Raw genomic sequence first — 24,142 nt, 5'->3', positions numbered from 1 at the left:
TTCCCTCCAGGGACCTGTTGTGTTGACAGTCTATGATGCAGCCTTGAGCTTCGGTGCCGCCGCCTTCGGCTTGCCCATCCTGGCCAAAGCCTCGGTCTTCACGAGCTTCAGGCCTTCGGCCGCGTCGTAGCCGTGGATTTCCTTCACATCCAGCTTGCGCATGAAGTCGATGGTTTCCTGCGTTATGACCTGGCCGGGCACCATGATCGGGAAGCCGGGCGGATAGGGGATCACGAAATTCGCCGAGACGAGATCAGGCCCGTTCTTCAGACGCCGGTCGATCTCGGGATCGTTCAGGCGAATGTATTGGCACCCGGCGGCATCATAGGCCGAGTAGAAGCCGCCGCGGATGTCGCCCTCGTTCGTCTTGGTGCCGGCATCGCCGCGATAGGCGGCGTGGAAATGCGAGAAGTTCGGCAGGTCGGGCACATCCTTCATCAGGCTGTTGACCCGCATGTCGAAATCGACCCTGGCGGTCGCTCCGCCCTTGGCGAGCCCACGATCGATCTCACCGGCAATTTCAGCCAGCACCCGCACGAGATGCGCAACATCGCTCCGTGTGTTGTTGATGTTGGACTGGATCAGGACCGAGTTGCGCGAAGTCTTGTTGACCTGGATGTTGTAGCGGCTGGCAAGCAGACCCTTGAACGACGTCCCGTCGTAGCCGGCCGTGCCGCAGACCAGCGTCATGCGGGTTGGATCGAGGCAGAACTCGTCGTCGTTCAGGCTCTTCAGCGCACTCGCCCAGTTGGTTCCGGCTGCGAGATAATCGGTGAAGCCGCTCTGTCGGTATTCCCTGGGCACCATGGCGTCGGCGCCGAGCACGCGGAAGTACCTGGAAATCAGCGGGTTGGTGTTGACCGCATTGCGGATGGCGAACGCGATCTCCATGGCGTTGGCCACCAGTCCGTACCCCTCGAGCTCCATCTGCCGGCGCGAGACGTCGAGGCTTGCGATCAGCTGCTGGTTCGGACTGGTCGAGGCGTGGGTGAAGACGGCCTCCTTGAACTGCGCCTCGACGGTGTGAAATTCGATGTCCTTGACGGCCAGCATCGAGCCCTGCCGGATCGCCGACATCGACTTGTGCGTCGAGTTGGTCTGATAGACCCGCAACCGGATCTTGCGCGGGTCGGGAATCAGCCTGGTCTTGAGCAGCACCTCGTCCGAGGGGTTCTTGCCGAGCTCGGCGTGCTGCTTTTCGTAAGCGGCGACCGACTTGGGATCGCGCATCCAGGCTTCGATCTCGTTCGCCGCGCCCATCGCGGTTCGCCGTCGCAGGAACGGCGAGAACCGCGCGAAGCCGAACCAGGCCTCGTCCCAGAGGAAGATCAGGTCAGGCTTGATCGCAAGGCATTCCTCCATCACCCGCCGCGTGTTGTAGATGTGGCCGTCGAAGGTGCAGTTGGTCAGGTCGATCATCTTGACCCGGTCGAGCCGGCCATCGGCCTTGGCGTTCAGAAGCGCTTGCTTGATCGTCTTGAGCGGTACCGCGCCGTACATCGAATATTCCGTCATCGGGAATGCCTCGACGTAGAGCGGCTGCGCGCCGGCCAGCACCATGCCGTAGTGGTGCGACTTGTGGCAGTTGCGATCGACGATCGCGATGTCGCCGGGGCCGAGTAGCGCCTGCACCGCCATCTTGTTCGATGTCGAGGTGCCGTTGGTCACGAAGTAGACGCGATCGGCGCCCAGCGCACGCGCAGCCTTCTCTTGCGCCTTCTTGATGTTGCCGGTCGGCTCCAGCATGCTGTCGAGGCCGCCGGTGGTGGCACTGCTCTCGGCAAGGAACAGGTTCAGCCCGTAGAATTCGCCCATGTCGCGGATCCAGTCCGACTTGAACACGGACTTGCCGCGCGCGATCGGGAGCGCGTGGAAGGTCCCGACCGGCCGCTGCGCGTATTTCTTCAGATTGTCGAAGAACGGCGTGTCGAAGCGATCCTGCACGCCTTCCAGAATTGAAAGGTGCAGCTCGAGAATATCCTCGACCGAGTAGAACACCCGGCGTACCACGTCAGCCTCGGGATTGCCGGCCAGTTCCTCAACGTCGCGATTGGACATGAGGTAGAGGTCAAGCTCGGGACGGATCCGCTTCAGGATGTGGGCCAGCCGCAGCGCAGACGCGTCTGACTCTTCGCTGAGCCCCATGGCGCCGGTCATGGCGCGAAGCACTGGCGCATCGTGGCGCGAGCGCAAGCCAAAGCCTTCATTGATCACCACCGCCGCGATGTTGGGGTTGAGCATTGCCGCACAGAAGGCATCCTCGAGGCTACCCACTACCACGGGCTCATAGATGAAGGCGTCGACCGGACGCCGCAGCTTGCGCCATTCGGCCAGCAGTCCCGGCCAGTTGCCGGCCGGCACCCCGGTCACGATCAGGGTCTCGAAATACGGTCGGCGCGCCGCCGCTTGTCCGAGCGCCGGCGGCAGCAGGTCGGGAACATCGCCGTTGGCCTCGTCCTGCGTGCTCCAGTCACCGGCATGCTGGCGGAAGGATTTGGTCTGAAGCGCCTGCCCGATCCGCGTCGCGAGCATATGCGAGGTGGCAGCATCGCCCGTCGCGGCGGCTTCCTTCAGCGCCGCCATCAAGCGGAGCCCCGGGTAGCCGTGAAATTCCTCGGTCACCGCCAGCGCCGACAGCGCGGCGTCGTACGGCGCGCGGTCGCCGCCCCTGCTCCACACCTTTGCCGCCTCAACCAGATCGCGCCAATTGTCGGCCCGTCCACCGGGTCCCGAGAAGAACTGATCGATGCGTTGCTGTACCGGCTTCGCCTCGTTTGCCATCACTGTCTCCCGATCTTGGCGCTGGTGCTGCCTGATCGTAAGAACCCGTGCCCATCGCCTCTTTGATCCAAGTCAAGGCGCTACCGGATTGAGACGAACCGTGCGCCAGCGCGTGATCGCGACGTCTTGCGACGCAACAAGGCCGCAATATCGGGAAACAGTCCGTATCGCTGCGCACTAAGTGCTTGCCTGCGGCGTTCTGTTGCTCAACACGCTGTCAAGCGTGCGCATCCAGTCGCCGCTGTCGGTCTTGCCGGCAAGACCATCCGCCTGAAGTAGATCCCGCAGCTGCGCGTGCGCGCCGACGATGCAGAATGTGATTCCGCGCGATGCGAGTTCCTGGTGAAGGTCATGCAGCATGCGCGACCCGGCAAGATCGATAAACGGCGAGGCCGACAGATCACAGGCCACCAGCTTGACGTCGGCGGACACCTGCAGTGCCGCCATCACCGTGTCGAAGATCGTCTCGGCATTGACATAAAGTAGAGAAGTTTCCGGGCGGAACGCGATGATCCCGGTCAAAGGCTCCACGTCGTCATGTCGCGCGCGGTCGGAATAGCGGCCGCTGGCAGCCTGACGGCCCAGAAATGCGACATTGGGCTGCGACGCGCGGAACAGCAGCAGGAAGATCGAGGCGACCGCCGCCAGCAGCACGCCCTGTAGGATCCCCAGGAACAGCACGGACACCAGCGCGATGGCCGCGGCATAGAAATCGATCCGGCTGATCCGCCACATCCTGATGAGCGCGGGGAAATCGACCAGCTTGTAGACGGCTGAAAAAACGATCGCGGCAAGCACGGTCTTCGGCAGATTGGTCAGAAGGCCCGTGAAAAACAGCAGGCAGAGCGCAAGCGTTGCCGAACAGAGCACCAACGCCAGCGGTGTCCGCGCGCCGGCAGCGTCGTTCACAGCCGATTGAGACAGTCCGCCCGCGACGGGATAGCCATGCCCGAAGGCTGCGGCGAGATTGGCCGCGCCGAGCCCCAGAAACTCCTGCCGTACGTCCAGCGCGTAGCCGTGCTTGGCCGCGAAGCTTCGCGCTGCGGACACGCCCTCCACATAGGCCAGAACGAGGCATCCGGCAGCGATGGGAAACAGATCGTCAAACTCGAGCAGACCGAAGGTCGGTACCGCAATGGTCGGTAACCCAGTCGGAATGACCCCGGTCACCGGCAATCCCAGCTCTGCGAGCCCGAATGCGCCGGCGGTGAAGATCGATATCGCCACCACGGCCAGCCCTACGGGCTTTCCAGGCAGCCCGCGCTCGCCGAGCAAGAGCAGTACAATTGCAGCCACGCCAATGCCGAGCACCAGCGGCCTGGTATCGCCAAGCTGGCCGGCAAGCTTGATCGCGCGGTCAAAGAAGTTGTGGCCACCTCCTGCGACGCCGAACAGGCTCGGCAGCTGGCTCATGATGATGGTGAGCCCCGCTCCGGCCTTGAAGCCAACCAGAATGCTGTCGCTGATCAGCCTCACCAGCAGACTGAGCTTGAACAGCCACGCTATCAGGCAGAGCGCTGCGACGCTGAAGGCCACGAGACTGGCTATCTGCTCATAACGCGTGGCATCGCCGGCGGCCAATATGCCGACGGCGCCGGCGATCATTAGCGAGATCGCCGAAGTCGGTCCCACCGCGAGTTGCCGGGACGAGCCCAGCAAGGCGTAACCCACGCCGCCGAGCAGATAGCCATAGACGCCGATCTGCGGCGGCAGGCCGGCGAGCCCCGCATAGGCCAGCGACACCGGGATCGCGTAAGCCGCCAGCGTGACCCCGGCGATTGCGTCCGCCCCAAGCCAGGATGCGCGGTAGTCGGCCAACCAGCTCGCCGGCGGAAACCAACTCGTTTTCCCTTGGATTGACATCAGGCCCCGCCGTGTGACGCCGCAATGCTCGCATCTGGTTGCGCGAGCGGGCCCGATGCTCGTTGATTCAGATCAAGCCCTCGCGACCGGCAATGTGCTTCTGGTCGTATTCGGCCCGCTTGTCGTGACCTGCCCATTTTTCCTGACGATCGCTGGAGCGCGTGGCATGCGTCAGCACAGCTTACAGACCCTCGCAATCGCCGCGCTGCTGTTGCTTGGCCTGACCTCTCCTGCGCGTGTCGACGACAAGGGGTCATCCCAGCGCCTCCAGGAAGAGATCTGGGTGTTGCCGCTACCGCTGCCGATGTTCGCTTATCTGGTTCGTCCAGTCGGCGAAGGCCCCTTCCCGCTGGTCATCATGAACCACGGCGTCTCGCTGAATGCGAGGGATCGCAGCTTCTTCCCGCTGGTCGAGTTTCGCGATGCCGCGATGTGGTTCGCGCGGCGGGGCTATCTCGTGGTGGCACCGGTCGGGACCGGCTATGGCGCGGCGGCGATCGATATTCCCGAACGCGGACTGTATGGCCCGTTCTTCTCCAAGATCGGCAAATGCACCAATCCGAATTTCCTCGATGCGGGCCTTGCCGTCGCGCAGGTCGACCTCTGGATCATCGACTACATGGCCGCCGAGAAGCGCATCGTGCCGAAGGACGTCATCGTGGTCGGACAATCGGCCGGCGGCTGGGCAGCGATCGCGCTGTCGAGCCTCAATCCACCGCAAGTCAAGGCCATCATCACCTTCGCGGCAGGCCGCGGCGGCCGTGTCGATGGCAAGCCCAACAACAATTGCAATCCCGACAAACTGGTCGAAGCGACAGGCGCGTTCGGCCACACCTCACGGGTGCCGATGCTGTGGTTCTACATCGAGAACGACACGTTCTTCGGTCCGGCCCTGTCTAAGCGGATGTACGAGGCGTTCACCGCCGCGGGCGGCCGTGCCGAGTATCATCTGTTGCCGCCGTTCGGCGACGAAGGGCACTTCCTGATCGGTTCTCCCGATTCCATTCCCACCTGGTCGCCATTGGTCGAACGATTTCTGGGCAACGTTCGCTAGGTAGTCACGCCCCGCTGGAGGAGCATCCATGGTCCGATATGGAGTCTTGGCCAAGTTGATGCTGTTCGCGGCCGGCATCAGTGCTGCTCAAAGCCAACAGACGCCTTCACCGCCCGCCGCGGTCAAAGACGGCGGCGAGGTGGCCCCGCGGGGGACGCGCTCGCCGGTCCGGGACATCAAGTATGGCGAGTGGCGAAAGCTCTGCTTCAACGCCGCGGGAGCCAAAACTTTGTGCCGAACGACAATCACCGGCACCTTCGCCACCGGGCAGACCGCCGTTCGCGTCGATTTGGTCGAACGCGAGGACGGCACCGACCGCGTCCAGCTCTTCCTCCCGGTCGGGATGTATTTGCAGGCAGGGGTCAAACTATCGGTCGACCAGAAGGCTGTTCATCGCCTGCCCTATACCTGGTGCGTCACCAACATGTGCATTGCGGCCGATGTCGCCGATCCCAAGCTGCTCGAGGACATGGATGGCGGAAAGGCGCTCTCGATCGAGGTTGTCGACAGCAGCATTCTGACGGTGACGACCTCGGTACCGCTCGATCGCTTTGCGACCGTGCGCAAGGGCGCCCCCGCGCTGACGCTTGATCAAGCCATCGATGAATGATCGGAACCCGCTGTCGCTAGGCGACGCCGGCCAACAGCCGCTCGATCGGCTGGATCAACGAATTTGCCGTGAAAGGCTTGGTCAGATAGGCCACGCATCCTGATGCCATGGCCGCCATGCGTGTCGCCGGGTTGTCGTTTCCCGTGATGTAGATGACCGGAACGTCGATGCCGAGATCCGCCAGTCGGTGGCGCAGTTCGATCCCGGACCCATCGCTGAGATTGATGTCCAGGACGAGACACACCGCGCTTTCAAAGCTGCCGTCCCTCAGTAAGGCGCTTCCGGTCTCGAACAGCCTGGATGCAAAGCCATATTCCCGCAGAAGCCGTCCGATTCCACGGAGCATCGAGGGATTATCATCCACGACAAAGACGAATTTCGCGGTCGGCAAATTTTGAGGCCTCACCCTGATCGCTGAATGACCTTCGTCCACTCTCGGATGAAGGACACATCAAGCAGCTATCGGCACGCAACGTTGTCGCGGCCAATATCCGAGATAAGCCCCGTCACACAGCTTTCATATTGTACCATGGGACAAGAACGGCAGCGCTGCCGGTGGATCAAGCCTTGACTGCGCCACCGGAGGCGCGCGTGCCGAGCCTTTCCGCGATCGAAACCAGCTCGGCGAGTGACTGCACCTTCATCTTTTCCATGACCTGGTGCCGATGCGCCTTGATCGTGCGCTCGGTCGTACCAAGCTCGTGCGCAATCTGCTTGTTGATCCGACCGCACACGATCAGGTCGAATACCTGCCGCTCGCGGGGGGTCAACTTCGCGAGCAGCGCGCGGAGCGAGTCAAGCCGGGTTCTCTGGTCCCGGACCAGTTCGTGCCTCGCGACGGCGCGATTGATTGCCTCGATCAGCTGCTCCGATGCGATCGGCTTGGTCAGGAAATCCTCGGCACCCGCCTTGATAGCCTGGACGGTGATCGCTGTGTCGGCGTGCCCGGTCAGGAATACGATCGGAAGCGTCGACTCCAGCTCGTTGAGACGACGTTGCAGCTCCGGACCACTCATTCCGGGAATGCGCACGTCGAGCAGGATACAGCCAGCCTCTTCGTCGTCAGGCAATTGATCGAGCAACTCCCTGGCGGATGCGTACGTGCCAACACGATAGCCGGCGAGCTTGAGCCGGCGCTCGAGCGCTTTGCGAAACGAACAATCGTCGTCGACTATGTGCACGTAAGCATGCATTGCCGCTCCACTCCAATCGCCGCTCTTCATAGCATGATCATCTACGGCGATCTAACTATACGCGTTGATCTAAATCGAACCTTGCGCCTGCTCAAACAAGACCCAAACGCACTATGCCGCCAGCGGCAGCGAAAGGTGAAATACCGCCCCTCCGCCGGACTGGTTCTCAGCCCAGAGCTGGCCGCTATGCGCCAGAACGATCGTCCGTGCGATGGACAGGCCAATGCCCATGCCCTGCTCCTTCGTGGTGTAGAACGGATCGAAAATATCGTTCAGTCTGTCCTGGGGAATTCCAGGACCGGAATCGCAGATCGAAATCACCGCCGACGCATCGCCGTTGACCTCAGTCCGGCCGATGATCGTGCGTCCGTAGGGCATTTTGGCCATCGCATCCATGCTATTGACCACAAGGTTGAGGATCACCTGCTGCAGCTGCACCGGGTCACCTTTCACCCGCAGGGTCTGCGGTGAGGTCTGCAGGTAGATTGCGACGTTGCGCGCAGAGGCCTGCAGCTTGAGGAAGTCAAACGCTTCCCGCATGGTCTGGTTGAGATCGATCTCCTTCTTCTCGAACGGCACACGCTTCAGCAGGCTGCGCATCCTGCGGATGACCTCGCTTGCACGCAGATCATCGCGCTTGATGTCGGAAATGATTTCCCGCACCTCCTGAAGATCAGGTCTCGGCGAGCCGAGGATCAGTTCCGCGGTCTCGGCATTGGTCAGGATCGAGCCCAGGGGCTGGTTGAGCTCATGGGCGATCGATGACGAGAGTTCTCCGGCAGTCGCCTGCCGATTGATATGGGCGAGGTCAGACAGGCGATTGCGGGATTCGACCTCGGCCTTCCGCCGCATGAACCGCTCGTGCAGCAGGAATGCAATCAGCGTGGTTTGAACCAGGAGTGCCGTGACCAGGGCGACCGCCCGCCAGCGATATTTTTCCAGGAAGGTCGGCTCACGGAAGCGGATTTCGCTGCCTTTTGGCAGGTTCGCTTCGCTGACATTCCAGCGCTGCATCTGCCGCCAGTTGAAGATCGGATGCACGACATCGACCACCGACGGGGGCAGGTTTTCCGGCGCCTCGCCATCCAGAATCCGCAGCGACCGCCGCGCCGCCTCGGCACCGATCAGCGTGGGGACAATGGTGAACCCGCCTATGCCGCCGGGATCGAGGAAAGTCTCAGACGCAACGACAATTGGGCGATTGGCTCTTGCGGCGACAAATGCGAGGGCATCCGAGGGCGGATAGTAGTTGTCTTTGCCGTCGCTATAGAGGCCCGTGTAGATGATCGCGCTATGATCGGGGAGCGCTTTGACGCGCTCAATGACGTCGGGCATCGGACGTCCGATGACCTCGATGATGTCGAGACCCGGAATGCCGGCAGCAACCTGGTCTTTCCAGTTCCGGAACAGAACCTGCCGATCCCAATCCGCACCAACCAGCACCACAGACCTGAGACCCGGCACCACGGCGCGGGCGGCCGTGACGGCATCCCCGAGCTTCGAGGTCACGATGCCGCCGGTGGCATAGGCCGGCGGCCGCAATCGCTTGAAATCGGCCTCTTCGACCAGTGCGAATACGATTGGCGTGTCGGGCCAAAGCTGCGGGCGCCAGCGGAGCGCAAGTTCTAGCGCAGCTGCGCCAACCGTGACCACGACACCGATCGGCCGATCGCGATACTTCGCCGCGAGAAACCGCCGAAAATCCTCCTGATAGGCTTCACCGCCGAAGCGATTGAGGTCGAGACTCTCGGTGTAGACGGTGGTCGGCGCGTGACCGTGGGCGCTCACCGCGTCCCTCAGCCCAACGAACACCTGGTAATAGAAGGGCCCACGCCGATCGGACTGGTCCAGCACCAGCATGGAATGTGGGCGCATCTGTTGCGCCCGAAGCCCAGCCGGCGCCAACAACATAGCCAGCAGGATGATCAGTCCAGAGAGCCGAATTGCACTGCCCATGGCGTTCGGAGCCGGAGACCAACAGGTTGAAAATCTAGCACCCGGTTATCGTCGTGAAAATTGAAAAGTAATCTAAGACGGTGCGCATCAATTGCGAACAAATTGCCGCATTTCGCGCACCCTGTCCTTTGGGACAATGACCTCAGGGCCAATAGAGACTGGCCGGGCCCTGTCGTAGACATTGCGCGCGGACACGCATTTCGAGCCGCCGCGGACGCCGCAACAGTCGTTACCCAAGAGAGTTAGTCCATGTTCGCTCACGTCAATGTCAGACCGGCCAATAGACCGAGCATCCTCGGCGGGCTGACCGCCCAGCACGCCAACTGCATCACAAGCGAATTCCACTACAGGAAGGGCTCCGAGATCTACGGGGAAAAGGAGCCGGCGGAATATGTCTACCAGATCGTTTCAGGAGCGGTCCGCAGCTACAAGCTCCTGTCCGACGGACGCCGCCAGATCGGCGCCTTTCACCTCGTCGGAGACATTTTCGGGCTCGAGAATGCCGAAACCCATCGGTTCACGGCTGAGGCCATTGTCGACACGACCGTGCGCCTGATGAAACGGATGAGCCTCGAGCGCGTGGCTCATTTCGACTCGGACCTCGCTCGCAACCTGCTGATCATGACCACCAGCAACTTGCGGCACGCCGAAGATCACATGCTACTGCTCGGTCGCAAGACCGCGCTGGAGAGGGTCGCTGCGTTCCTGCTTGAAATGGATCGCCGGCTGGCCGGTGTCGGCGTCGTCGTCTTGCCGATGTGCCGGCGCGATATCGCCGACTACCTCGGGCTCACACTCGAGACCGTATCGCGTGCGCTGTCCAAGCTGCACGCCTACGGAGCACTTGATTTTCTCGCCTCAAATCAGCGCGAGATCACGCTGGTTGACCGCGACCAGCTGTCCAGGCTGGACAACTGACCGGCATTACCCGGACTTGCCGAGCGCCGCTTGGCGCTCAATGGTCTTTTGCAGCACCTCGAACAAGACCGCCGTCGACCAGCCGAACATGAGAATGCCGTTCATGGCGGCCATCGGTCCGACCAGCAGCCACTGCTTGACCGGGAGAACGTCGCCGTAGCCGAGCGTGGTGTAGTTGACAAAGGCGAAATAGAGCAGATCGCTACCGGCGGGCGCTGCGCCGATCGCGAGATAGGCCAGTGACCACACCACGATCTCCAGCGTATGAGCCAGCATCAAGATCAGCGCGCTAGCCACCATCACACCGCTGAGCTGCAGCCCCGGCTGGCCAGCCGCGCTCAGGGAGACTTTCCGCACCAGCCCGATCACCGCGACGGTGAACAACGAATGGAGCACGATATTGATCGCGCTGACCGCCGACCCCACGATGAGTTGAAACAGGATCATCACTCTCCCGCCAGTCGGGCGCGGTCGTCCCGGATCCACGCCGTGATCAACTCCCAGGCGACCGCGAGAATGATCGGGCCGATGAAGAGGCCGATGATGCCGTGGGCGAGCGTCCCGCCGATCACGCCGACGAGGATGACGGGTGCCGGCGTGGTGAGGCCCCGCCCCATCACCAGCGGCTTCAGCACATTGTCGAGGACGCCGACAACCAGGAAGAAGAGCGTCAAGGCGAGCGCCGTCGTAAAGTCCTTGGCCGACCAGAGCCAGATGATAACCGGAACGAGCACGATCGCGGCCCCGACCTGCACGATCGCCAGCAGCATCACGACAAACGCCAAGAGTCCCGCACTCGGAATTCCGGCCAGCTTGAAGCCGATGCCGGCCAGCAGTGACTGCAGAACGGCGATGCCAATGACGCCGCGGGAGACCGCCCGAATGGTTGTGCCTGCAAGGTCGAGGAAATGCTCGCTCTGTTCCGGCACGATGCGGGACAGGAAGCTTCGGCACGCCGCGGCAAGCTGCAAGCCATAGGGAAACAGAAAGCCTGCCAGGACGACCGCCAGCAGGAACTTCAGCATCCCGACCCCGGCATTGCTGGCGAACGCAAACAGGGTCCCGGCCAGCGGCTTCAGATGCGGCACGACCTCGCGCAGCACGGCGCGCAGATTGGTCGATGCCCGATCCCAGACATCATAGAGCGGACCGCCGATCAGCGGCCAATCCTTCACCTCCGGCGGAGGCGACGGCACGACAACGTTGCCGGCGCTCAATTGTCCGGCGAGCTCCCTCACTCCCTCGACGGCTCCAATCCCGAGCCAGGTCGCCGGCCCGATGACGACGCCCAGCGAGATCAAGGTCAAGACGAGGGCCGCGATGCCGGCGCGACCGCCGAGCATGGCTGCAAGCCAATTGAAGACGGGATAGAGCGCGACCGCGAGCACCACGCTCCAGGCCAGGATCGGCACGAACGGCCGAACCAGGACGAACGACCAGGTGATCAGCAGCGCCAGCAATCCGAGGCGAATTGCGAGCTGGATGAACTCGTCTCCGGTTACAAGCTGGCGCAAGGTTTTCAAGGGCATGCTTTCGATTGAGCGTCAGCAGGCACGCAGGAATCGGTGCCATCGCCCTGCCACGCACAGCTTGATCCAGATCAAGCGTCGGCTCGCGCTTGGCTACGAAGCTCGGCTGCGCATAAACGAGAAGCCGGCTTTCGTTTTTTGGCTGCCATGCGATCACGACCGCCTGTGTCACGCCGATGTAGAGGACGTCATGATGAACACCAGAACCTTGCTGGCCTTGGCCCTGCTCGCGAGCACGATCGGTATTGGCGCGGGCCAGGCGGCCCCACTACCGACCAACGTTGTTGCCATGAAGGGTGCGGTCGACAATGCCACCGTTCAGGTTCGTTGGGGCGGCGGTTGGCGCGGCGGCGGCTGGGGCTACCGCGGCTGGCGAGGCTACGGGGGGTGGGGCGGATATCGAGGATGGGGCTATCGCGGCTGGGGCGCGGCTGCTGCCGGCGCGATCGTCGGCGGAGCCATCGCGAGCTCCGCTTACTATGGCGGGTATCCCTATTACGGCGCCGGATATGGTTACGGCTATGGCTCCGGATACGGCTATTGCCCGCCCGGCGGAGGCTACGGCTACTACCAACCGCGTTATTACGGCTGGTAGGCCATCCCAATCCCGGCCTTCGGTGACGTCACCGCAGCCCGAACAACGAACGCCGATAGCCGCTCTCGCGCGCTTCATTGCTGCACACGTAGCTGCCATCGAAGCCCCTGGCATAGCGGCTTTGGCCCTTGAGGTAGTAGCGTCCGCGGCGGAAATCGAGCCAGACCACGGTATCGCCAGGACAATGCCGCTGGGCCTGGGCTTCATACCGGAACGGCGTCAGCGGCTGAGCGACCGTCTGTTGCGCGCAGCCAATCAGGACGATCGTGGCGAAGGCCCCGACACCTGGACTTGCCACCGGACGGTCTCGACGCCCGTTCGAATTTGCAGCTGATCTGAAACGCATTCATTGCCGCCGGGAGTATTCGTGTCGTGCTGAAATGGCGCGCCTCTGATGGCGGGCGCGGATTTCGTCGCGGACATCAGCTTGCTCAACTTCACATAAAAAGCCGTTCAGGACGACAGCAATCCAAAGGCGATCGCCACACTCGACAGCATCCCGGCGGTCATGACCACGACCCTGAAGGCAATATCGCCGTCGACCACGTCAAGCCAATCACGCAGTCTATTGCGAACGCCAGCCTGCCGGCCTGCGCCAAGCACTTGCCAGGATTTATCGCGGTCGTGCCCCATGATTGCCACTGTAGATCACGGTGCAACGTGGTGACCAGTGCAGCTTGTGCCAATCCATCAAGCCCAGATGCGGCAGAGTCGATAACCCAATTTGGCTATGCGGGCGGCCTGGTCCCGCCGCAACATGGCTGAGGCAATGTATTAGCGGCTTGGCATCAGCGGCTTGGCGGCCCACCACCAGAGCTGGATCGCTCAAGCCGGAACGACAGATCTCGAGACACCTCCGCCTGACGTTCGCCTCTCACTTGACGGAGGTCCGTCTCTAGCTTCCTTTCGAGCCTGCGGTAATCCGCGTCGGACGTTCCTCTTCCGACGCGCTCTTCGAGGGCTCCGCGCCACATATGGAGCTCTTTGATCCAGAGGTCGCCGTGTGAGCGACGCGATCAAACGGGTTCCGCTCCACAACCTTCAGCGAAGCGAGCTCTTCCCTGTTCAAATACGCCATCCTTCCTGGCGGGGTCATCACCATCTTGCCGATCACCGACGGAGGAACACCGAGCTTGGCCGATAGCCTCGCCAATTTGATTGTGTCGCGAAGCGTGCCGATGTCTTCGTTGCCATGCATGTTGGAAACCGAATGGACGCCGATCTTGGCATCCGGCGCCACGTAACGCTTCGCGCCCGCCAGGAAGATAAAAGCGCATGCCGAGTCGCATTCTCCTGAAACGTAAGTGGCGATCTGTTTCTGGTGCACAAGCATGGCGATCCGGAAACCCTCGTAGAGAGACCCTCCGCCGGAATCGAGGTCCAGCCCGACGATCCGCCGCTCTGTACCAAGGTAACCGCGGAAATGGACAAAGTCCGCGTCCCGAATGTCGCCCCTGAGCTTTACGACATCTCCGAAGCATCCAGAGACACGGGAAAATTCCATCGCGAGGCGGTTCGTCGACATCAGCACGAGTACGGCGTTCAAGACGCACCCTGCAATTCGCATCGGCCGACCTGCTCCTGTTCGGGAATGAACTGGACGCGCTGCGGTATCGCTTCGAGGTGACCGCAACAACCAATGCGTGGCGTTCCGGCTCTTTGCGTGGTCGTTGATAAATGCCGCGTGGAGGCCCCTCAAAGCGCGCTTCTTGGCTGCCACGTCGCTCCCCATTGACCAGGATCTCGCGCGATAGCGAAAGCATCGAAGCCGTATCGTGAGTTGATCTGAATCAAACCCAATTTCAGCGAGCACGCCGGCAGGGAGCGCCATTTGACTTCCAGAGGGACGCTGGTCCTCAAGCCGCACGTTCATTTTGATGTCGGTCAGCCGTCGCGCACAAATGGCGGTCGCGGCGATCGCCACGAAGAGCGACACGGTCTTCGTCGGGCAGAGGCTGGATCTCGACCGCTGTGAAACTACGCTGGCAGGGTAGATTGACGGAGCCATCGGGACGGAGTCGGATCACGGAACGTCTGCTCCCGATGCCTTGATCTGCGTCGCCTGGGGCGCCCAATCAAAAGACCTTTTGATGCTGCCGCAATCGCCGCGCGCTGTAGCGTACAAATCGGACGAACGGGAAGCGATCTCACCGTGATGCGCTTTGTTTTAGCAAACTTCCGCTTTTCCGAACGAAAGATTGAGCGGATGGCCCGCAAGATCCATGGCGCGAGCGCCAGCCCGAACATGTCGACTGCCCCGCCGTCCGACCGAAATTTCGACAAGGCGCGCGCGGAGCCCCGCCAAGATCTCGGACGTGACCGGCGTCGGTCTCTATCTCTTCGTTGCCGGACAAGAGCAGGCTCGTGTCCTGAGTCACAAGTCCGCATCCCTAGCTTCGCGTCAGAGGCGAATCTCCGTGCCATCTGCTTGCAGGCAGCAGCGATGGAGCATTCGATGGCGCGGCAACACCGTCGGAGGTTCACCTCTTCCGTTGGGAGTGGTCGATTTGCGTAGCAATTCGGGTGATCACGCGCGTCTACCTGCAACGAGATACTGGATTGACGCTCCCGGACCCCAATAGCTGCGATCCGCAACGGCCTTGGTGAGTTCGTCGCCCTGCGCCGTAACGGTGGCCCATAAGCGGTCGAACTCGTCCTCGCGACCGCCGCCTGCCAGGAAAAAACGGTAAGTGTCGTCGCGGCTCCAGATCCAAAAGTCGCGGCTTTTCATATCGGACCATTCTTCGAGCATCGCGCGCTGCTCGGCCGTGTCATACGGTGGGATCAGTGGATTTGTCTTGTCATTGAGATAGACCCGCACGTCGACAAGTCCGCTGGCGGCAAGGAGGCCCGGGACGAGATCGCCGATCGAATTGTTACCTTCGCCGAGCGCCGCCTTGCCGCGCTCGCAGAGCAACTGCAAGCGCGCGGCAGCGAGGATATCGTCCGGCAGACGTCCGGAGCTGACCGAGTTCAGCACGAGGGCGCTCGAGATATTGTTGGGCTCCGAGGCCAGCACAAGTCCGCCGGGCCTCACGACGCGAGTCATCTCGGCAACAACGGCAGCCGGATCCGCCACGTGGATGAGCAGGGTCTGACAGGTCACCAGATCGAAGCTGGCGTCCTCGAACCGCAGGCGTTCAGCAGTCGAGACACTGTAGCTGCAGCGGTGGCCTAGTCCGCGCGCAGCGGCGCGCGCGGTGGCTTGCTCGACCCAGTGGGGATCACGATCGACGCCATCAAGGCGCGGGTCCTGCGGCAGGAGGCGCGCCAATAATTGGCCCCAGTGACCGACGCCGCAGCCGACGTCAAGCACACTGCCGATTTGCTTGAACGACAGTCGATCGGCGATCAGTCCGAGAAAGTCTATGTTCCACCAATAGTCGCGCGTACCGCCAAAATATTCCGCCGAGTGTGACGTCTGGGTTCGATACTGGTTCGTCATGACGCCTCGCGAAGAGACTGGAGTCCACGAATGCGGTGCGATCAGTGCCGCAGGATCGCGGCAAAAAACTCGATCGCGTCCGCGGTTGCATCGCGGGTTGCCGCGACATTGGCGGGATTGTCTTGTCGGCTTGCACTGGGATCGTCGAAATCATGCGTCGCGCCGGGATAGATCTTGAGACTGATGTTAGCGTGCTCCGTGCGGCTCTTGTCGACCAGATCGCTGCATTCCTGTGGCGATATTTCCTCATCGGCAGTCCCGACGAACACGTGGACCGGGGCGTAGGGGATAAGGCCGGTTTTGAATTTTCCTTTCAGACCGCAACCGGGATAGAAGGCCAGCGCGCCGCGAAAGCCGGTGGTTGACGAGGGCGAAGCCAGCGCCGGCGTAGTCGACGACATGGTGGAAAGCGTGGCGCTTGCACCATTCGACCATCCCTGCAGGGCGATGTGATCGGCCGCGACATCGTTGCGTGTGCGCAAATAAGCGACTGCACCATAGGCATCATACGGCCGTACGATCACCTCGTTCACGCTTTCCGGACGCTGCTCGTAGCTTTGATGGGTAAAGCCCTCCGGAAAACCGCGCGGCCCGAACCCGTCCACCAGAATGGCGAGATAGCCTTGCTGAGCCCAGAGATGGCCCCATTTCTGGTGCCGCTGCGAGAGCGTCGACGCATCGTACCTGCCGTTCGCAAGCGATGAATAAGGCCCGGCGCGGCCGTGCATCATGACCACGGCCGGGCTCCGCGCCGCATGCGGGCCTTCCGGCTTGAAGACGTAGCCGACCAGCGTGGTCTGGCCATCGGCACTCGGGAACGTCACGCGATCGGGGAGCGGCCCGATCGGGGGCGGCGCGGCGGCGACCGAAAGGACCACCGCGGCGGTGACGGCCATGAACCGACCCAGGAAAAGCGAGCGAGCCGAAATCATGTTGGCACCTCAAATGATCGATCCCAAACGATCGGAAGCCTAGCTGAACGGCGAGCGCGAAATCCATGCAGGTTTCCCCGCATCGCTCTTCGATCAATCTAGCCCGACGGCCCGCGAGTGTCCCGTAAACGGGTTGTAAACTCGGTGTAAACGACTGTAAACGCTAGGCAATCTCCTGAACGCGTGGGCCGGGCGGCGTGACAGACCGGCATGGTGTGAATGTTCACATCGCATCCCAACGGGCCGTGAGCCCTGGATGCTCAACCGACGGTCAACCACAGGAGATGGTCATGTCACGCATTTCAAGTTTCCTCACGATTGCACTCAGCATTACGGCGATCGGCTCTGCCACGCTGCCGTCGGCGGCCCTGCCGCTGAAGGTTTTCGACGGCGGCAGCAACCACCTGTCCCAACTCGCTGCGGCGGCGCCCGTATCAACCAGCGTGCACCCGAGCCAGGGCGCCGTCCACGTGCTGGGGGCTCCGCCGGTCATCCCACCGAAGGCAGGCCTGTCGAAGGTCCCTTCCAATGCCGAGCTGCCGATCCCGGTGTCTCATAACCTGACCAGCATCAAGAACGCTGAGCTTCCGAAACAGGATCTGCCACCGGTTGACCTCTGCGCGACGCATCCGTACCTCGCCTTCTGCAAGGGCAGCGGCGGCGGCGGTCCTGGTGGCAGCGGCGGCGGCTCCGGCGGCAGCGGCGGTTCAGGCGGTGGCAGCTCGGGCGGCGGCAGCGCCGGCGGCGGGAGTGCGGGCGGTGGCAGCGCGGGCGGCGGCAGCACCGGAGGTACAGGCACCAGCAAGGGATCGGGCAGCGGTCCGGTCGTGCTCGTGGTGCCGCAGGTGCTGGTCCGCGTGCCGGTTGCCGTTCCCGTCACGGTCCCCTACAGCACGCTGGCGCGTGTGACCGCAGGAAGCGCCAGCTCCGGTGCGACAACACAGGCGCACCCCCTCGTCACGCCGCATTGCATGACGGCGGCCGACAATCCCGCGCTTGCCGCAGGCATCGACCAGTTGCTGCCCGCCGCCCGGTTGTCCGACGCCGACATGAGCAAGGTCACCGAGTTGCGGCAGACGATCCAGCTGCTGGCCACGGACGGCAAGGAAGCGGCCGCGCGCGATGTCGAGGAAGTCGCAATGAACATTCTGGGCTACCAGAAGGTCTGGCTCCGCTGCGGCCAAGGCACGTTCGACTGGGAATCGCTACCCGCCACCACACAGGCCAGTCAGGCCAAGTGAAATGACGGCCGATCTGGCGGAGGCAACGCGCCAAGGTGTTGCCTCCGTCGTATCCCGATGATCCTGCGTGGATCGTGGATCGCCCAAATCCGACAGCAGTCCCGTTAAAATTGACAAGCCGATACGCGAAGCAGAGCAGAAGCGATGTCGATAGCAGAGTTTTGCACGATCCATTTACCCGCCCTGGAGCAAGACGAGGCACGGCACATGATGATGCTGGGCGTGCTTACGTCGATGACAGCTGCGCAGCCGGAGGGCGTCCAGACTTGGACTCTCGGCCAACCCGGCCAGTGCGCGATCATGAAGCCGGGCGGACAGATACTTCTCGCAGATCTCGAGGAGCCGCAGTGCCGTCGGTTAGCGGAAGCGACAGCGCATATCGACTATTCCGGGATCATCGGTCCGGAGCAAACCGCGATCTGGTTCACGCGGCGCGCGCGTGAATTGGGCGCCGAATTCCTCGAGCCGATGCCGCAGCGTATCCACAGTCTGTCGGAGCGGCCGATTCATCCGGTGGCTGCGGGATATGCCAGACAAGCGATGTCGCGCGATGTGGCCCTCCTGACAGATTGGCTGGCCTCTTTCGTTGGCGAAGCCTCGCCCCATGAGATCGCGCCGTCGCGCGCGAGTGTGGAGAAGGGTGTCTTCTCCGGGAGGTACTTCGTATGGACGACCGGCGAGGAGCCAGTGTCGATGGCGGCCATCGTGCGGCGGACCCGCCACTCGGGCGGCATCGCTGCCGTCTTCACGCCATTGCGGCTGCGGGGCAAGGGCTACGCCGGGGCCGTAACCGCGGCGGTGGTCGAGCATCTGCTTGAGGAAGGAAAGACGATGGCGTGCCTGAACACGGATTTGCGGAATCCGTCTTCCAATCGATGCTACGCCGAAATCGGTTTCAAGCTGGTCTGCGACACCGTGTTCTTTCCGAGGCGACGCTAGCCGATCCGCGCTGTCTTCGTATCCGACGCAAGCGACGATCGCGGCGACGATGCTGAAGGCATCGACGCCTTCGCTGGATTGGCCAGCAGCGAGACGGCAGACGCAGGTGACGGAAATAGAGCTTCGAAGATCAGAAGACACCTCGATAGCGTGATGTACCGCGTAAACGCGCTGCAAACCCGATGTAAACGGCTGCAAACGCTGTGGCATCTCCCGAACCCAGGACTTAGCAAGGCGACAGATGAGCAGGTGTGAATGGTCACACCCCGTCCGGAGGTCGTGACGCTCAAACCACCTCGGACCAAGCACAGGAGAAGGTCATGTTGCGCACTTCAGGTTTGCTGGCGATCGCACTCAGTCTGGCGTCGGTCAGTTCTGTCGCACCGGCGGCGGCATTTTCACACACGAGCACGACGGTGAAACCGGTCGAGGTCCGGGCGGGGCAGTTGCCGTTGCCGCCACGTGTCCTGAAGGTGCTTCCGACCCACTGCGAACTGACCAATTGCATCATACCACCGGACACGCGGGGCCGCGGCTGAACCGGCCGCGACCTCCCGGACATTCAACCCCGACCAACCACAGGAGATAGTCATGTTACGCAAATCGATCTTGTTGGCGATTGCCCTCGGCCTTGCGGCGATCGCGTCTGCCACCACGCCGGCCGCGGCATCTTTCAAGAAAACGCCGCAGGTGTCCAAGGCCTACAACCCTCACATGAGGACGTCGGTCGGGCCGTCGTACGAACCGATGGTGATAAGACTGATGGGGCCACCTCGTCCCGCCAGGTAGGCGGTGCCTGCCGAATGCTCAACCATCTCGTGAAGGAGAAAAGTCATGTTTCGAACATCCATTTTCCTGGCGACCGCATTTGGCATTCTGATGATGGGGTCCGCGAACGCGCCGGCATCGGCGGCATCCTTGCAGGTTTTCAGTGCCCACAAGGAACTGATGCCTGCTCATCTCCACCCGGTTACGTCGCCTGGGAAGACGATGTATCGCCCGCCCAGCAAGAAGAAGCCGCTATGAACCTGCGTCTCTTCAACGGCTGGATCGGATCACTGCGATCCGATCCAGCGATCGTCTTCCATCGCGATGACGCAAGGCTCGCCTTTTTGCTGGCAGGCATCCAAGGCGAGCCGGCGCGCGTCGTCGAGCGTGAGCGCGGTCCGGTATGAGGCATTCTGCTTTCCGGGCGTTCGAGCGAAAGCCTTCTCGCCCGGCGCGGCCAGATAAGCCTGCACATAGTTGCGCGACGATTGTGGCCATTGCAGTCTCTGGAGCACGACGTCCACGTTGGAGATCGGCCAGGTCGGAAGATTATGCGCCCTGAGAAAACTGTCGATTTCCACCAGCCATTGCGCACGACCGGCATTTGATCCGAGGCCGGTGTGGCCGTCTTCGCCGATCGGTTCGAGCAACGCCAGCTTGAGATCCGCACCGCCTCCCGTGAACGCCGCCCGCATCACCTCGATCTGATCAATCGGGTGATTTGGATCGTTCTTCGCGAACACCCAAAGATTGGGAACATGGCTGCGCGATCCGAGAGCCCTGAAATCGACGGGAACGGAATCGGCAACCACCGGGCACCCGCCCAGATGTTCCCCACCCGCGATGTCGATCACCGCCAGCAGCCCTGGAGGACTTCGCGCGCCCAGCGCGAGCGAGGCCGCTCCGCCGGCCGATGTGCCGATCGCGATCATCCTTGCCGGATCGGCGTCGGCGCGTCGCGCGACGGCTCCGATGGAGGCTCGATGTCGTCGGCATCCGCGTTCATCCACGACATGAACGTATCGGCGGCACAAGGTGAGTCCGATTGGACCGGGCCGTCGGACAGCCCGTATCCACGCCGATTGATTGCCACGACAAGCCATCCGCGGCGCGCGATATCGGCGATGAGATTAATGCCGGGATCGTCAAAGAGACTTTGGTCCACCGCCATGGCACGAACGGCGGGCCTGCCGTGATTGAAAAACGCGATCGGCAAACGTCCCCTTGCATCGGCGCGTTTGACAAAGAGTGCTTCCAGGCGGACGTCCTTGCCGCCGATCTTGACGCGCAGATATTGGCGTTCCTGGATAAGATCGCCCGCCATCGCCGGGAGAAGCGCCGAGAGCGAGATGACGAGGGCAACGATCGCGCCTGCGATGGTCGCACCTAATGTTGCGGTTCGATGGAACGCCGGTTGGTTCGTCATCGCGTGTCACCGACCCAGTGAAAGTTTTCCATGACGATGGCACAATCCTGCGCTGCCTTCTGGCAAGCTGCGAGGGCGCCGTTGCGGGCGTCATCCAGGCTCCTCGATCCCGTCTGGTAATTCAGCGGCAGGGGTGGCCCGTCGCCGAGCTTGTCTTGCGGGCGTGTCCATGCCGCCTGCACTGTCGGTGAAATGGCGATCGCCTTTTCGCCTGGCGCGGCAAAATAGTGCTGGATCATTGAGCCCGCGAAATTCTGCCGCTCCATCCTGTCCGTGATCTTCAATCGATCGATCACGCTCCACACATCGGTCGTGCGCCATGTCGGCAAATTGTGGGCGCGCAGGAAGCCATCCATCTGGACGTACCACACCTCCGTGGCCTGGCCGAACACGGCGGTGCCCACATTGCCGTCATGAAAGAACATGACGAATTTGACGTCGCCGCCGGCATCGAGAAACGCGGTGTGCAAGCGTTCGGCGAGATCGGGGCCGAACAGCCGGTCGCTGCTGGAATAGATCCACAGGTTCGGGACGCGGCTCTTCGCTCCGAAGCTCTTGTATCCTTCCACCAGGAGATCGTTGATCGGGCAGTTCGATTCAGATTGCAGCCCGCCCGAGACGGATACGACGCTGACCAATCCGGGCGGATTGCGCGCCGACAGCGCCACCGCCGCAACGCCCGCAATTTCAGATCCAATCACGATCACCTTGCTCGCATCGGCATCCGGCCGTTTCGCAATAGTGTCGATGGTTGCCTGTAGATCGTCGGCTGCGGCGCCCGCCCAGGCATCGAGCGAAGCCGCCTGGCAGGTGATCGGCGCCGGCTTCGGTCCTTCGGACTGGCCAAAGCCGCGCCTCATCGTGACGACCGCCAACCACCCGCGCCGCGCCAGATCCCGGGCATAGTGCGCATAGGCCGCGGCGGTCGCATTCACTCCGCCCGTTGCGGTTGCCGCGCCACCGTTCGTCAACAGCGCGATCGGCAGCCGGCCCTGCGCATCCGTCTTCCTGATGATGAGCCCTTCCAGCCGAAACGTATTTCCACCCACCGTGACGGGAAATGTGGCCTGCATCTCCGTCAGTTCGTCGGACCACGCGGATGACGCCGCACCGCAGGCAAATGCGACAAGCAGCAGCACAAGGCGAACACCCATCACGACGTTCTTCCTTTGATGAAGGCCCACGCGGCACGGCAGCATTGTGCACGGCTTGCGCGCCGGCGGTAGTCGCTTCAGGCTGGCGGGCCGTTAATGGCCGGTGAACCGAATGTAAACGGCAGCAAACGTTCAAGAATCTCTCGAACGTCGCAACGTCACGGCATGACAGATCGGCATGGTGTGAATGTTCACATCCCATCCAAGACAGGCCGCGAGCCGCTGGATGTTCAACCGGGACCAACCATTGGAGAAAGTCATGTCACGCAAATCAGGCCTGTTGCTTCTCGCCCAAACCTGCTTCGCACTCGCCATCTCGACTGGAATTGCTGCGGCCTCGCCGCTCGGCAATTTCTCGATCGCAATTCAATCTGGTGTGGTCGAGGCCGCCGCGATCTCGTGTCCTCCCGGGACGCATGTCGGCTACGAAGGCAAATACTGCTGGCCAAATCGCCCGCGCGCCTGTCCGGCGGGATACCATCTGGGTTACGAAGGAAAATACTGCTGGCCCAACGACTAGCTCCGGGCAAGCGTCTCTCCTTCGCGAATAGAACCAGGACATTATCGGTACGGAACGGGCCGCCTCATCAGGTGGCCTCTTTCGTTCTGAGACCGCGAAATCATTCGTGTCTCAAAGACGAGACTGGCATTCGGTCCCCTGCATCCCTCCGAGGCCGCACTCACCGCCCCCGTAAACGACCCGTGAATGCACTGTAAACTTCTGTAAACGCTTGATAATTCTTCGAACGCTGAGATTTGGCGACGTTACAGATGTGCAGGTGTGAATGGTCACATCGCGTCCAGACGGGCCGAGCGCCCTGGATGCTCAACCCACGACGAACCACAGGAGAAGGTCATGTTTCGCACATCTGGTTTTCTGGCAATCGCCCTCAGTGTCACCGCGATCGGTTCTGCGGCCACGCCGGCGGCGGCACTTCCCATGCAGGTCTTTGGCGGCGGGACCTCGCACATCGCCACACAGCTCCCCTCCGTTCAGGCAGCCCCCGGCATCCAAGCGGGCCGTGACGCGAGCCATGTGCTGGGCCCCCAGAAGGTGGTCGACCTGCCGCCAAAAATTCCGACAACGCCGCCAAAGACGTCGCTGGGACCGGCGCAGATCCCGGTCTCGAAACTTCCGGTCGGCAGCTCGACCATGAAGCAGCCGCAAATCCCGGTCTCGGAATTGCCGCCAGCTCCGCCGCTGAAGCCGCATCCGGTCGACGACGTCTGCCCGCTCGACCCGCTCAAGTGCCCGCCCAAGACGCCGAAGCAGAAGGATGACGATTCGGACAACGGCCATGGCACGGTCGTGATCCTCGCGCCGCCGGTGCCCGTTGCAGTACCGGTGACTGTCCCCGTTGCCGTTCCGGTGCGTGTGGCGACGACGACCAACTCGGGCGTCGCGACACAGGCGCGGCCGACTGCCGCCACTCCGTCCGCCGCTTCCAACTGTGGGACAAGCGGCACCATTCCGGCGCTGGCGGCAGGGATCGATGAATTGCTGCCGACTGCTCAACTGTCCAAGGACGACCTCGCCAAGGTCACCGAGCTCCGGCAGATGATCCAGGATCTGGCCACGGACGGAAAAGTGGCGGCAGCGCGTAACATCGAAGAAGTCGCCATGTACTATCTCGGCTACCAGAAGATCTGGCTCCAATGCGGGCTCGGCACCTTCGCCTGGACACCGGTCGTCAATAATGACGCTGTGAAAACCGCGGATCAGTCCAAGTGAAGCAGC

The 24,142-nt window shown here is 62.3% G+C and carries 25 protein-coding genes; 9 read left to right on the top strand and 16 right to left on the bottom strand.

What is annotated here, in order from left to right; genetic code table 11:
- Positions 1–30: 30 nt before the first annotated feature.
- Together AKN84_RS03905 and AKN84_RS03900 are read right to left on the bottom strand one after the other, a co-directional pair.
- Complete coding sequence (locus AKN84_RS03905) at positions 31–2,781, bottom strand: aminotransferase class I/II-fold pyridoxal phosphate-dependent enzyme (RefSeq protein WP_050419454.1); 2,751 nt, start codon at positions 2,779–2,781, stop codon at positions 31–33.
- Positions 2,782–2,958: 177 nt separating this feature from the next.
- Positions 2,959–4,644, bottom strand: a complete 1,686-nt coding sequence (locus tag AKN84_RS03900) for a SulP family inorganic anion transporter (RefSeq protein ID WP_050419453.1) — start codon at positions 4,642–4,644, stop codon at positions 2,959–2,961.
- A 166-nt stretch (positions 4,645–4,810) separates the two neighbouring features.
- On the opposite strand from AKN84_RS03900, the gene AKN84_RS03895 reads away from it, so the two are divergent.
- Together AKN84_RS03895 and AKN84_RS03890 are read left to right on the top strand one after the other, a co-directional pair.
- The gene (locus AKN84_RS03895; protein ID WP_050419598.1) at positions 4,811–5,698 is read left to right on the top strand and encodes an alpha/beta hydrolase family protein; all 888 of its coding nucleotides are present in this window, start codon (positions 4,811–4,813) and stop codon (positions 5,696–5,698) included.
- Positions 5,699–5,756: 58 nt separating this feature from the next.
- Complete coding sequence (locus tag AKN84_RS03890; RefSeq protein ID WP_244484915.1) at positions 5,757–6,308, top strand: invasion associated locus B family protein; 552 nt, start codon at positions 5,757–5,759, stop codon at positions 6,306–6,308.
- A gap of 16 nt (positions 6,309–6,324) precedes the next feature.
- On the opposite strand, the gene AKN84_RS03885 is transcribed toward AKN84_RS03890, so the two are convergent.
- From AKN84_RS03885 to AKN84_RS03875, 3 genes are all read right to left on the bottom strand, one after another.
- The gene (locus tag AKN84_RS03885) at positions 6,325–6,699 is read right to left on the bottom strand and encodes a response regulator transcription factor (RefSeq protein WP_050419451.1); all 375 of its coding nucleotides are present in this window, start codon (positions 6,697–6,699) and stop codon (positions 6,325–6,327) included.
- Between the two features lie 169 nt (positions 6,700–6,868).
- Complete coding sequence (locus AKN84_RS03880; RefSeq protein ID WP_128970408.1) at positions 6,869–7,501, bottom strand: response regulator transcription factor; 633 nt, start codon at positions 7,499–7,501, stop codon at positions 6,869–6,871.
- 111 nt (positions 7,502–7,612) lie between these two features.
- The gene (locus AKN84_RS03875) at positions 7,613–9,376 is read right to left on the bottom strand and encodes a sensor histidine kinase (protein ID WP_162240843.1); all 1,764 of its coding nucleotides are present in this window, start codon (positions 9,374–9,376) and stop codon (positions 7,613–7,615) included.
- Between the two features lie 330 nt (positions 9,377–9,706).
- Between AKN84_RS03875 and AKN84_RS03870 the strand changes: the two genes are divergently transcribed.
- Entirely contained in the window at positions 9,707–10,375 is a 669-nt protein-coding gene (locus tag AKN84_RS03870) for a helix-turn-helix domain-containing protein (RefSeq protein WP_050419449.1), read from the top strand.
- Positions 10,376–10,381: 6 nt separating this feature from the next.
- Here AKN84_RS03870 and AKN84_RS03865 read toward each other — a convergent pair whose 3' ends face one another.
- Entirely contained in the window at positions 10,382–10,822 is a 441-nt protein-coding gene (locus AKN84_RS03865; RefSeq protein ID WP_050419448.1) for an ion channel, read from the bottom strand.
- Positions 10,822–11,904, bottom strand: coding sequence for an AI-2E family transporter (locus tag AKN84_RS03860; RefSeq protein WP_050419447.1), 1,083 nt, complete (start codon positions 11,902–11,904; stop codon positions 10,822–10,824). The genes AKN84_RS03865 and AKN84_RS03860 overlap by 1 nt, the downstream gene beginning before the upstream one ends.
- Before the next feature lie 190 nt (positions 11,905–12,094).
- On the opposite strand from AKN84_RS03860, the gene AKN84_RS03855 reads away from it, so the two are divergent.
- The gene (locus AKN84_RS03855) at positions 12,095–12,499 is read left to right on the top strand and encodes a hypothetical protein (protein WP_050419596.1); all 405 of its coding nucleotides are present in this window, start codon (positions 12,095–12,097) and stop codon (positions 12,497–12,499) included.
- 28 nt (positions 12,500–12,527) lie between these two features.
- Here AKN84_RS03855 and AKN84_RS03850 read toward each other — a convergent pair whose 3' ends face one another.
- On the bottom strand, positions 12,528–12,845 hold the full coding sequence (locus AKN84_RS03850; protein WP_050419446.1) for a hypothetical protein: 318 nt from the start codon (positions 12,843–12,845) through the stop codon (positions 12,528–12,530).
- Between the two features lie 26 nt (positions 12,846–12,871).
- Here AKN84_RS03850 and AKN84_RS44540 point away from each other — a divergent pair, with 26 nt between their 5' ends.
- On the top strand, positions 12,872–13,264 hold the full coding sequence (locus AKN84_RS44540) for a hypothetical protein (RefSeq protein ID WP_128970406.1): 393 nt from the start codon (positions 12,872–12,874) through the stop codon (positions 13,262–13,264).
- A 130-nt stretch (positions 13,265–13,394) separates the two neighbouring features.
- Here AKN84_RS44540 and AKN84_RS44535 read toward each other — a convergent pair whose 3' ends face one another.
- The 3 genes from AKN84_RS44535 to AKN84_RS03830 all read right to left on the bottom strand — a co-directional run bounded on the left by AKN84_RS44535 (position 13,395) and on the right by AKN84_RS03830 (position 16,840).
- A complete protein-coding gene (locus AKN84_RS44535) occupies positions 13,395–14,435 on the bottom strand; it encodes a COG3904 family protein (protein WP_128970405.1) in 1,041 nt (346 codons plus the stop codon).
- 591 nt (positions 14,436–15,026) lie between these two features.
- Positions 15,027–15,944 (bottom strand): class I SAM-dependent methyltransferase, encoded by a 918-nt coding sequence (locus AKN84_RS03835; protein ID WP_050419443.1) that lies wholly within the window; start codon positions 15,942–15,944, stop codon positions 15,027–15,029.
- 41 nt (positions 15,945–15,985) lie between these two features.
- Entirely contained in the window at positions 15,986–16,840 is an 855-nt protein-coding gene (locus AKN84_RS03830; RefSeq protein WP_050419442.1) for a dienelactone hydrolase family protein, read from the bottom strand.
- 326 nt (positions 16,841–17,166) lie between these two features.
- Here AKN84_RS03830 and AKN84_RS03825 point away from each other — a divergent pair, with 326 nt between their 5' ends.
- Positions 17,167–18,117, top strand: a complete 951-nt coding sequence (locus AKN84_RS03825; protein ID WP_128970403.1) for a hypothetical protein — start codon at positions 17,167–17,169, stop codon at positions 18,115–18,117.
- A 144-nt stretch (positions 18,118–18,261) separates the two neighbouring features.
- Entirely contained in the window at positions 18,262–19,056 is a 795-nt protein-coding gene (locus AKN84_RS03820) for a GNAT family N-acetyltransferase (protein ID WP_050419440.1), read from the top strand.
- Positions 19,057–19,342: 286 nt separating this feature from the next.
- Here AKN84_RS03820 and AKN84_RS03815 read toward each other — a convergent pair whose 3' ends face one another.
- From AKN84_RS03815 to AKN84_RS03795, 5 genes are all read right to left on the bottom strand, one after another.
- Positions 19,343–19,564: a hypothetical protein gene (locus tag AKN84_RS03815; protein WP_128970402.1), complete on the bottom strand. Its 222-nt coding sequence runs from the start codon at positions 19,562–19,564 to the stop codon at positions 19,343–19,345.
- 202 nt (positions 19,565–19,766) lie between these two features.
- Complete coding sequence (locus AKN84_RS03810) at positions 19,767–19,997, bottom strand: hypothetical protein (RefSeq protein WP_050419438.1); 231 nt, start codon at positions 19,995–19,997, stop codon at positions 19,767–19,769.
- 114 nt (positions 19,998–20,111) lie between these two features.
- A complete protein-coding gene (locus AKN84_RS03805) occupies positions 20,112–20,756 on the bottom strand; it encodes an alpha/beta hydrolase family protein (RefSeq protein ID WP_050419437.1) in 645 nt (214 codons plus the stop codon).
- The gene (locus AKN84_RS03800; RefSeq protein ID WP_050419436.1) at positions 20,753–21,250 is read right to left on the bottom strand and encodes an alpha/beta hydrolase family protein; all 498 of its coding nucleotides are present in this window, start codon (positions 21,248–21,250) and stop codon (positions 20,753–20,755) included. The genes AKN84_RS03805 and AKN84_RS03800 overlap by 4 nt, the downstream gene beginning before the upstream one ends.
- Positions 21,247–22,404: a dienelactone hydrolase family protein gene (locus AKN84_RS03795; protein ID WP_050419435.1), complete on the bottom strand. Its 1,158-nt coding sequence runs from the start codon at positions 22,402–22,404 to the stop codon at positions 21,247–21,249. Before AKN84_RS03795 ends, AKN84_RS03800 begins: the two co-directional genes overlap by 4 nt.
- Positions 22,405–22,663: 259 nt before the next feature.
- Between AKN84_RS03795 and AKN84_RS03790 the strand changes: the two genes are divergently transcribed.
- Both AKN84_RS03790 and AKN84_RS03785 read left to right on the top strand, forming a co-directional pair.
- A complete protein-coding gene (locus AKN84_RS03790; protein WP_050419434.1) occupies positions 22,664–22,924 on the top strand; it encodes a hypothetical protein in 261 nt (86 codons plus the stop codon).
- Between the two features lie 261 nt (positions 22,925–23,185).
- Positions 23,186–24,136, top strand: coding sequence for a hypothetical protein (locus AKN84_RS03785; RefSeq protein ID WP_128970400.1), 951 nt, complete (start codon positions 23,186–23,188; stop codon positions 24,134–24,136).
- Positions 24,137–24,142 lie beyond the last annotated feature (6 nt).

Source organism: Bradyrhizobium tropiciagri, from assembly GCF_001189845.1.
GTDB lineage: Bacteria > Pseudomonadota > Alphaproteobacteria > Rhizobiales > Xanthobacteraceae > Bradyrhizobium > Bradyrhizobium tropiciagri.
Note: the sequence above shows the minus strand (reverse complement) of the source record. Positions and strands in the feature narration are given on the sequence as shown.

What these genes read in the sequence shown, in the direction of transcription:
- AKN84_RS03865 (WP_050419448.1), bottom strand. Translation starts at nt 10,822, where the DNA reads ATGATCCTGTTTCAACTCATCGTGGGGTCGGCGGTCAGCGCGATCAAT.
- AKN84_RS03870 (WP_050419449.1), top strand. Translation starts at nt 9,707, where the DNA reads ATGTTCGCTCACGTCAATGTCAGACCGGCCAATAGACCGAGCATCCTC.
- AKN84_RS03800 (WP_050419436.1), bottom strand. Translation starts at nt 21,250, where the DNA reads ATGACGAACCAACCGGCGTTCCATCGAACCGCAACATTAGGTGCGACC.
- AKN84_RS03855 (WP_050419596.1), top strand. Translation starts at nt 12,095, where the DNA reads ATGATGAACACCAGAACCTTGCTGGCCTTGGCCCTGCTCGCGAGCACG.
- AKN84_RS03900 (WP_050419453.1), bottom strand. Translation starts at nt 4,644, where the DNA reads ATGTCAATCCAAGGGAAAACGAGTTGGTTTCCGCCGGCGAGCTGGTTG.
- AKN84_RS03890 (WP_244484915.1), top strand. Translation starts at nt 5,757, where the DNA reads ATGCTGTTCGCGGCCGGCATCAGTGCTGCTCAAAGCCAACAGACGCCT.
- AKN84_RS03850 (WP_050419446.1), bottom strand. Translation starts at nt 12,845, where the DNA reads ATGCGTTTCAGATCAGCTGCAAATTCGAACGGGCGTCGAGACCGTCCG.
- AKN84_RS03875 (WP_162240843.1), bottom strand. Translation starts at nt 9,376, where the DNA reads ATGCGCCCACATTCCATGCTGGTGCTGGACCAGTCCGATCGGCGTGGG.
- AKN84_RS03905 (WP_050419454.1), bottom strand. Translation starts at nt 2,781, where the DNA reads ATGGCAAACGAGGCGAAGCCGGTACAGCAACGCATCGATCAGTTCTTC.
- AKN84_RS03835 (WP_050419443.1), bottom strand. Translation starts at nt 15,944, where the DNA reads ATGACGAACCAGTATCGAACCCAGACGTCACACTCGGCGGAATATTTT.
- AKN84_RS03880 (WP_128970408.1), bottom strand. Translation starts at nt 7,501, where the DNA reads ATGCATGCTTACGTGCACATAGTCGACGACGATTGTTCGTTTCGCAAA.
- AKN84_RS03830 (WP_050419442.1), bottom strand. Translation starts at nt 16,840, where the DNA reads ATGGCCGTCACCGCCGCGGTGGTCCTTTCGGTCGCCGCCGCGCCGCCC.
- AKN84_RS03860 (WP_050419447.1), bottom strand. Translation starts at nt 11,904, where the DNA reads ATGCCCTTGAAAACCTTGCGCCAGCTTGTAACCGGAGACGAGTTCATC.
- AKN84_RS03820 (WP_050419440.1), top strand. Translation starts at nt 18,262, where the DNA reads ATGTCGATAGCAGAGTTTTGCACGATCCATTTACCCGCCCTGGAGCAA.
- AKN84_RS03795 (WP_050419435.1), bottom strand. Translation starts at nt 22,404, where the DNA reads ATGGGTGTTCGCCTTGTGCTGCTGCTTGTCGCATTTGCCTGCGGTGCG.
- AKN84_RS03895 (WP_050419598.1), top strand. Translation starts at nt 4,811, where the DNA reads ATGCGTCAGCACAGCTTACAGACCCTCGCAATCGCCGCGCTGCTGTTG.
- AKN84_RS03825 (WP_128970403.1), top strand. Translation starts at nt 17,167, where the DNA reads ATGTCACGCATTTCAAGTTTCCTCACGATTGCACTCAGCATTACGGCG.
- AKN84_RS03815 (WP_128970402.1), bottom strand. Translation starts at nt 19,564, where the DNA reads ATGCAATTGGTCAGTTCGCAGTGGGTCGGAAGCACCTTCAGGACACGT.
- AKN84_RS03805 (WP_050419437.1), bottom strand. Translation starts at nt 20,756, where the DNA reads ATGATCGCGATCGGCACATCGGCCGGCGGAGCGGCCTCGCTCGCGCTG.
- AKN84_RS03790 (WP_050419434.1), top strand. Translation starts at nt 22,664, where the DNA reads ATGTCACGCAAATCAGGCCTGTTGCTTCTCGCCCAAACCTGCTTCGCA.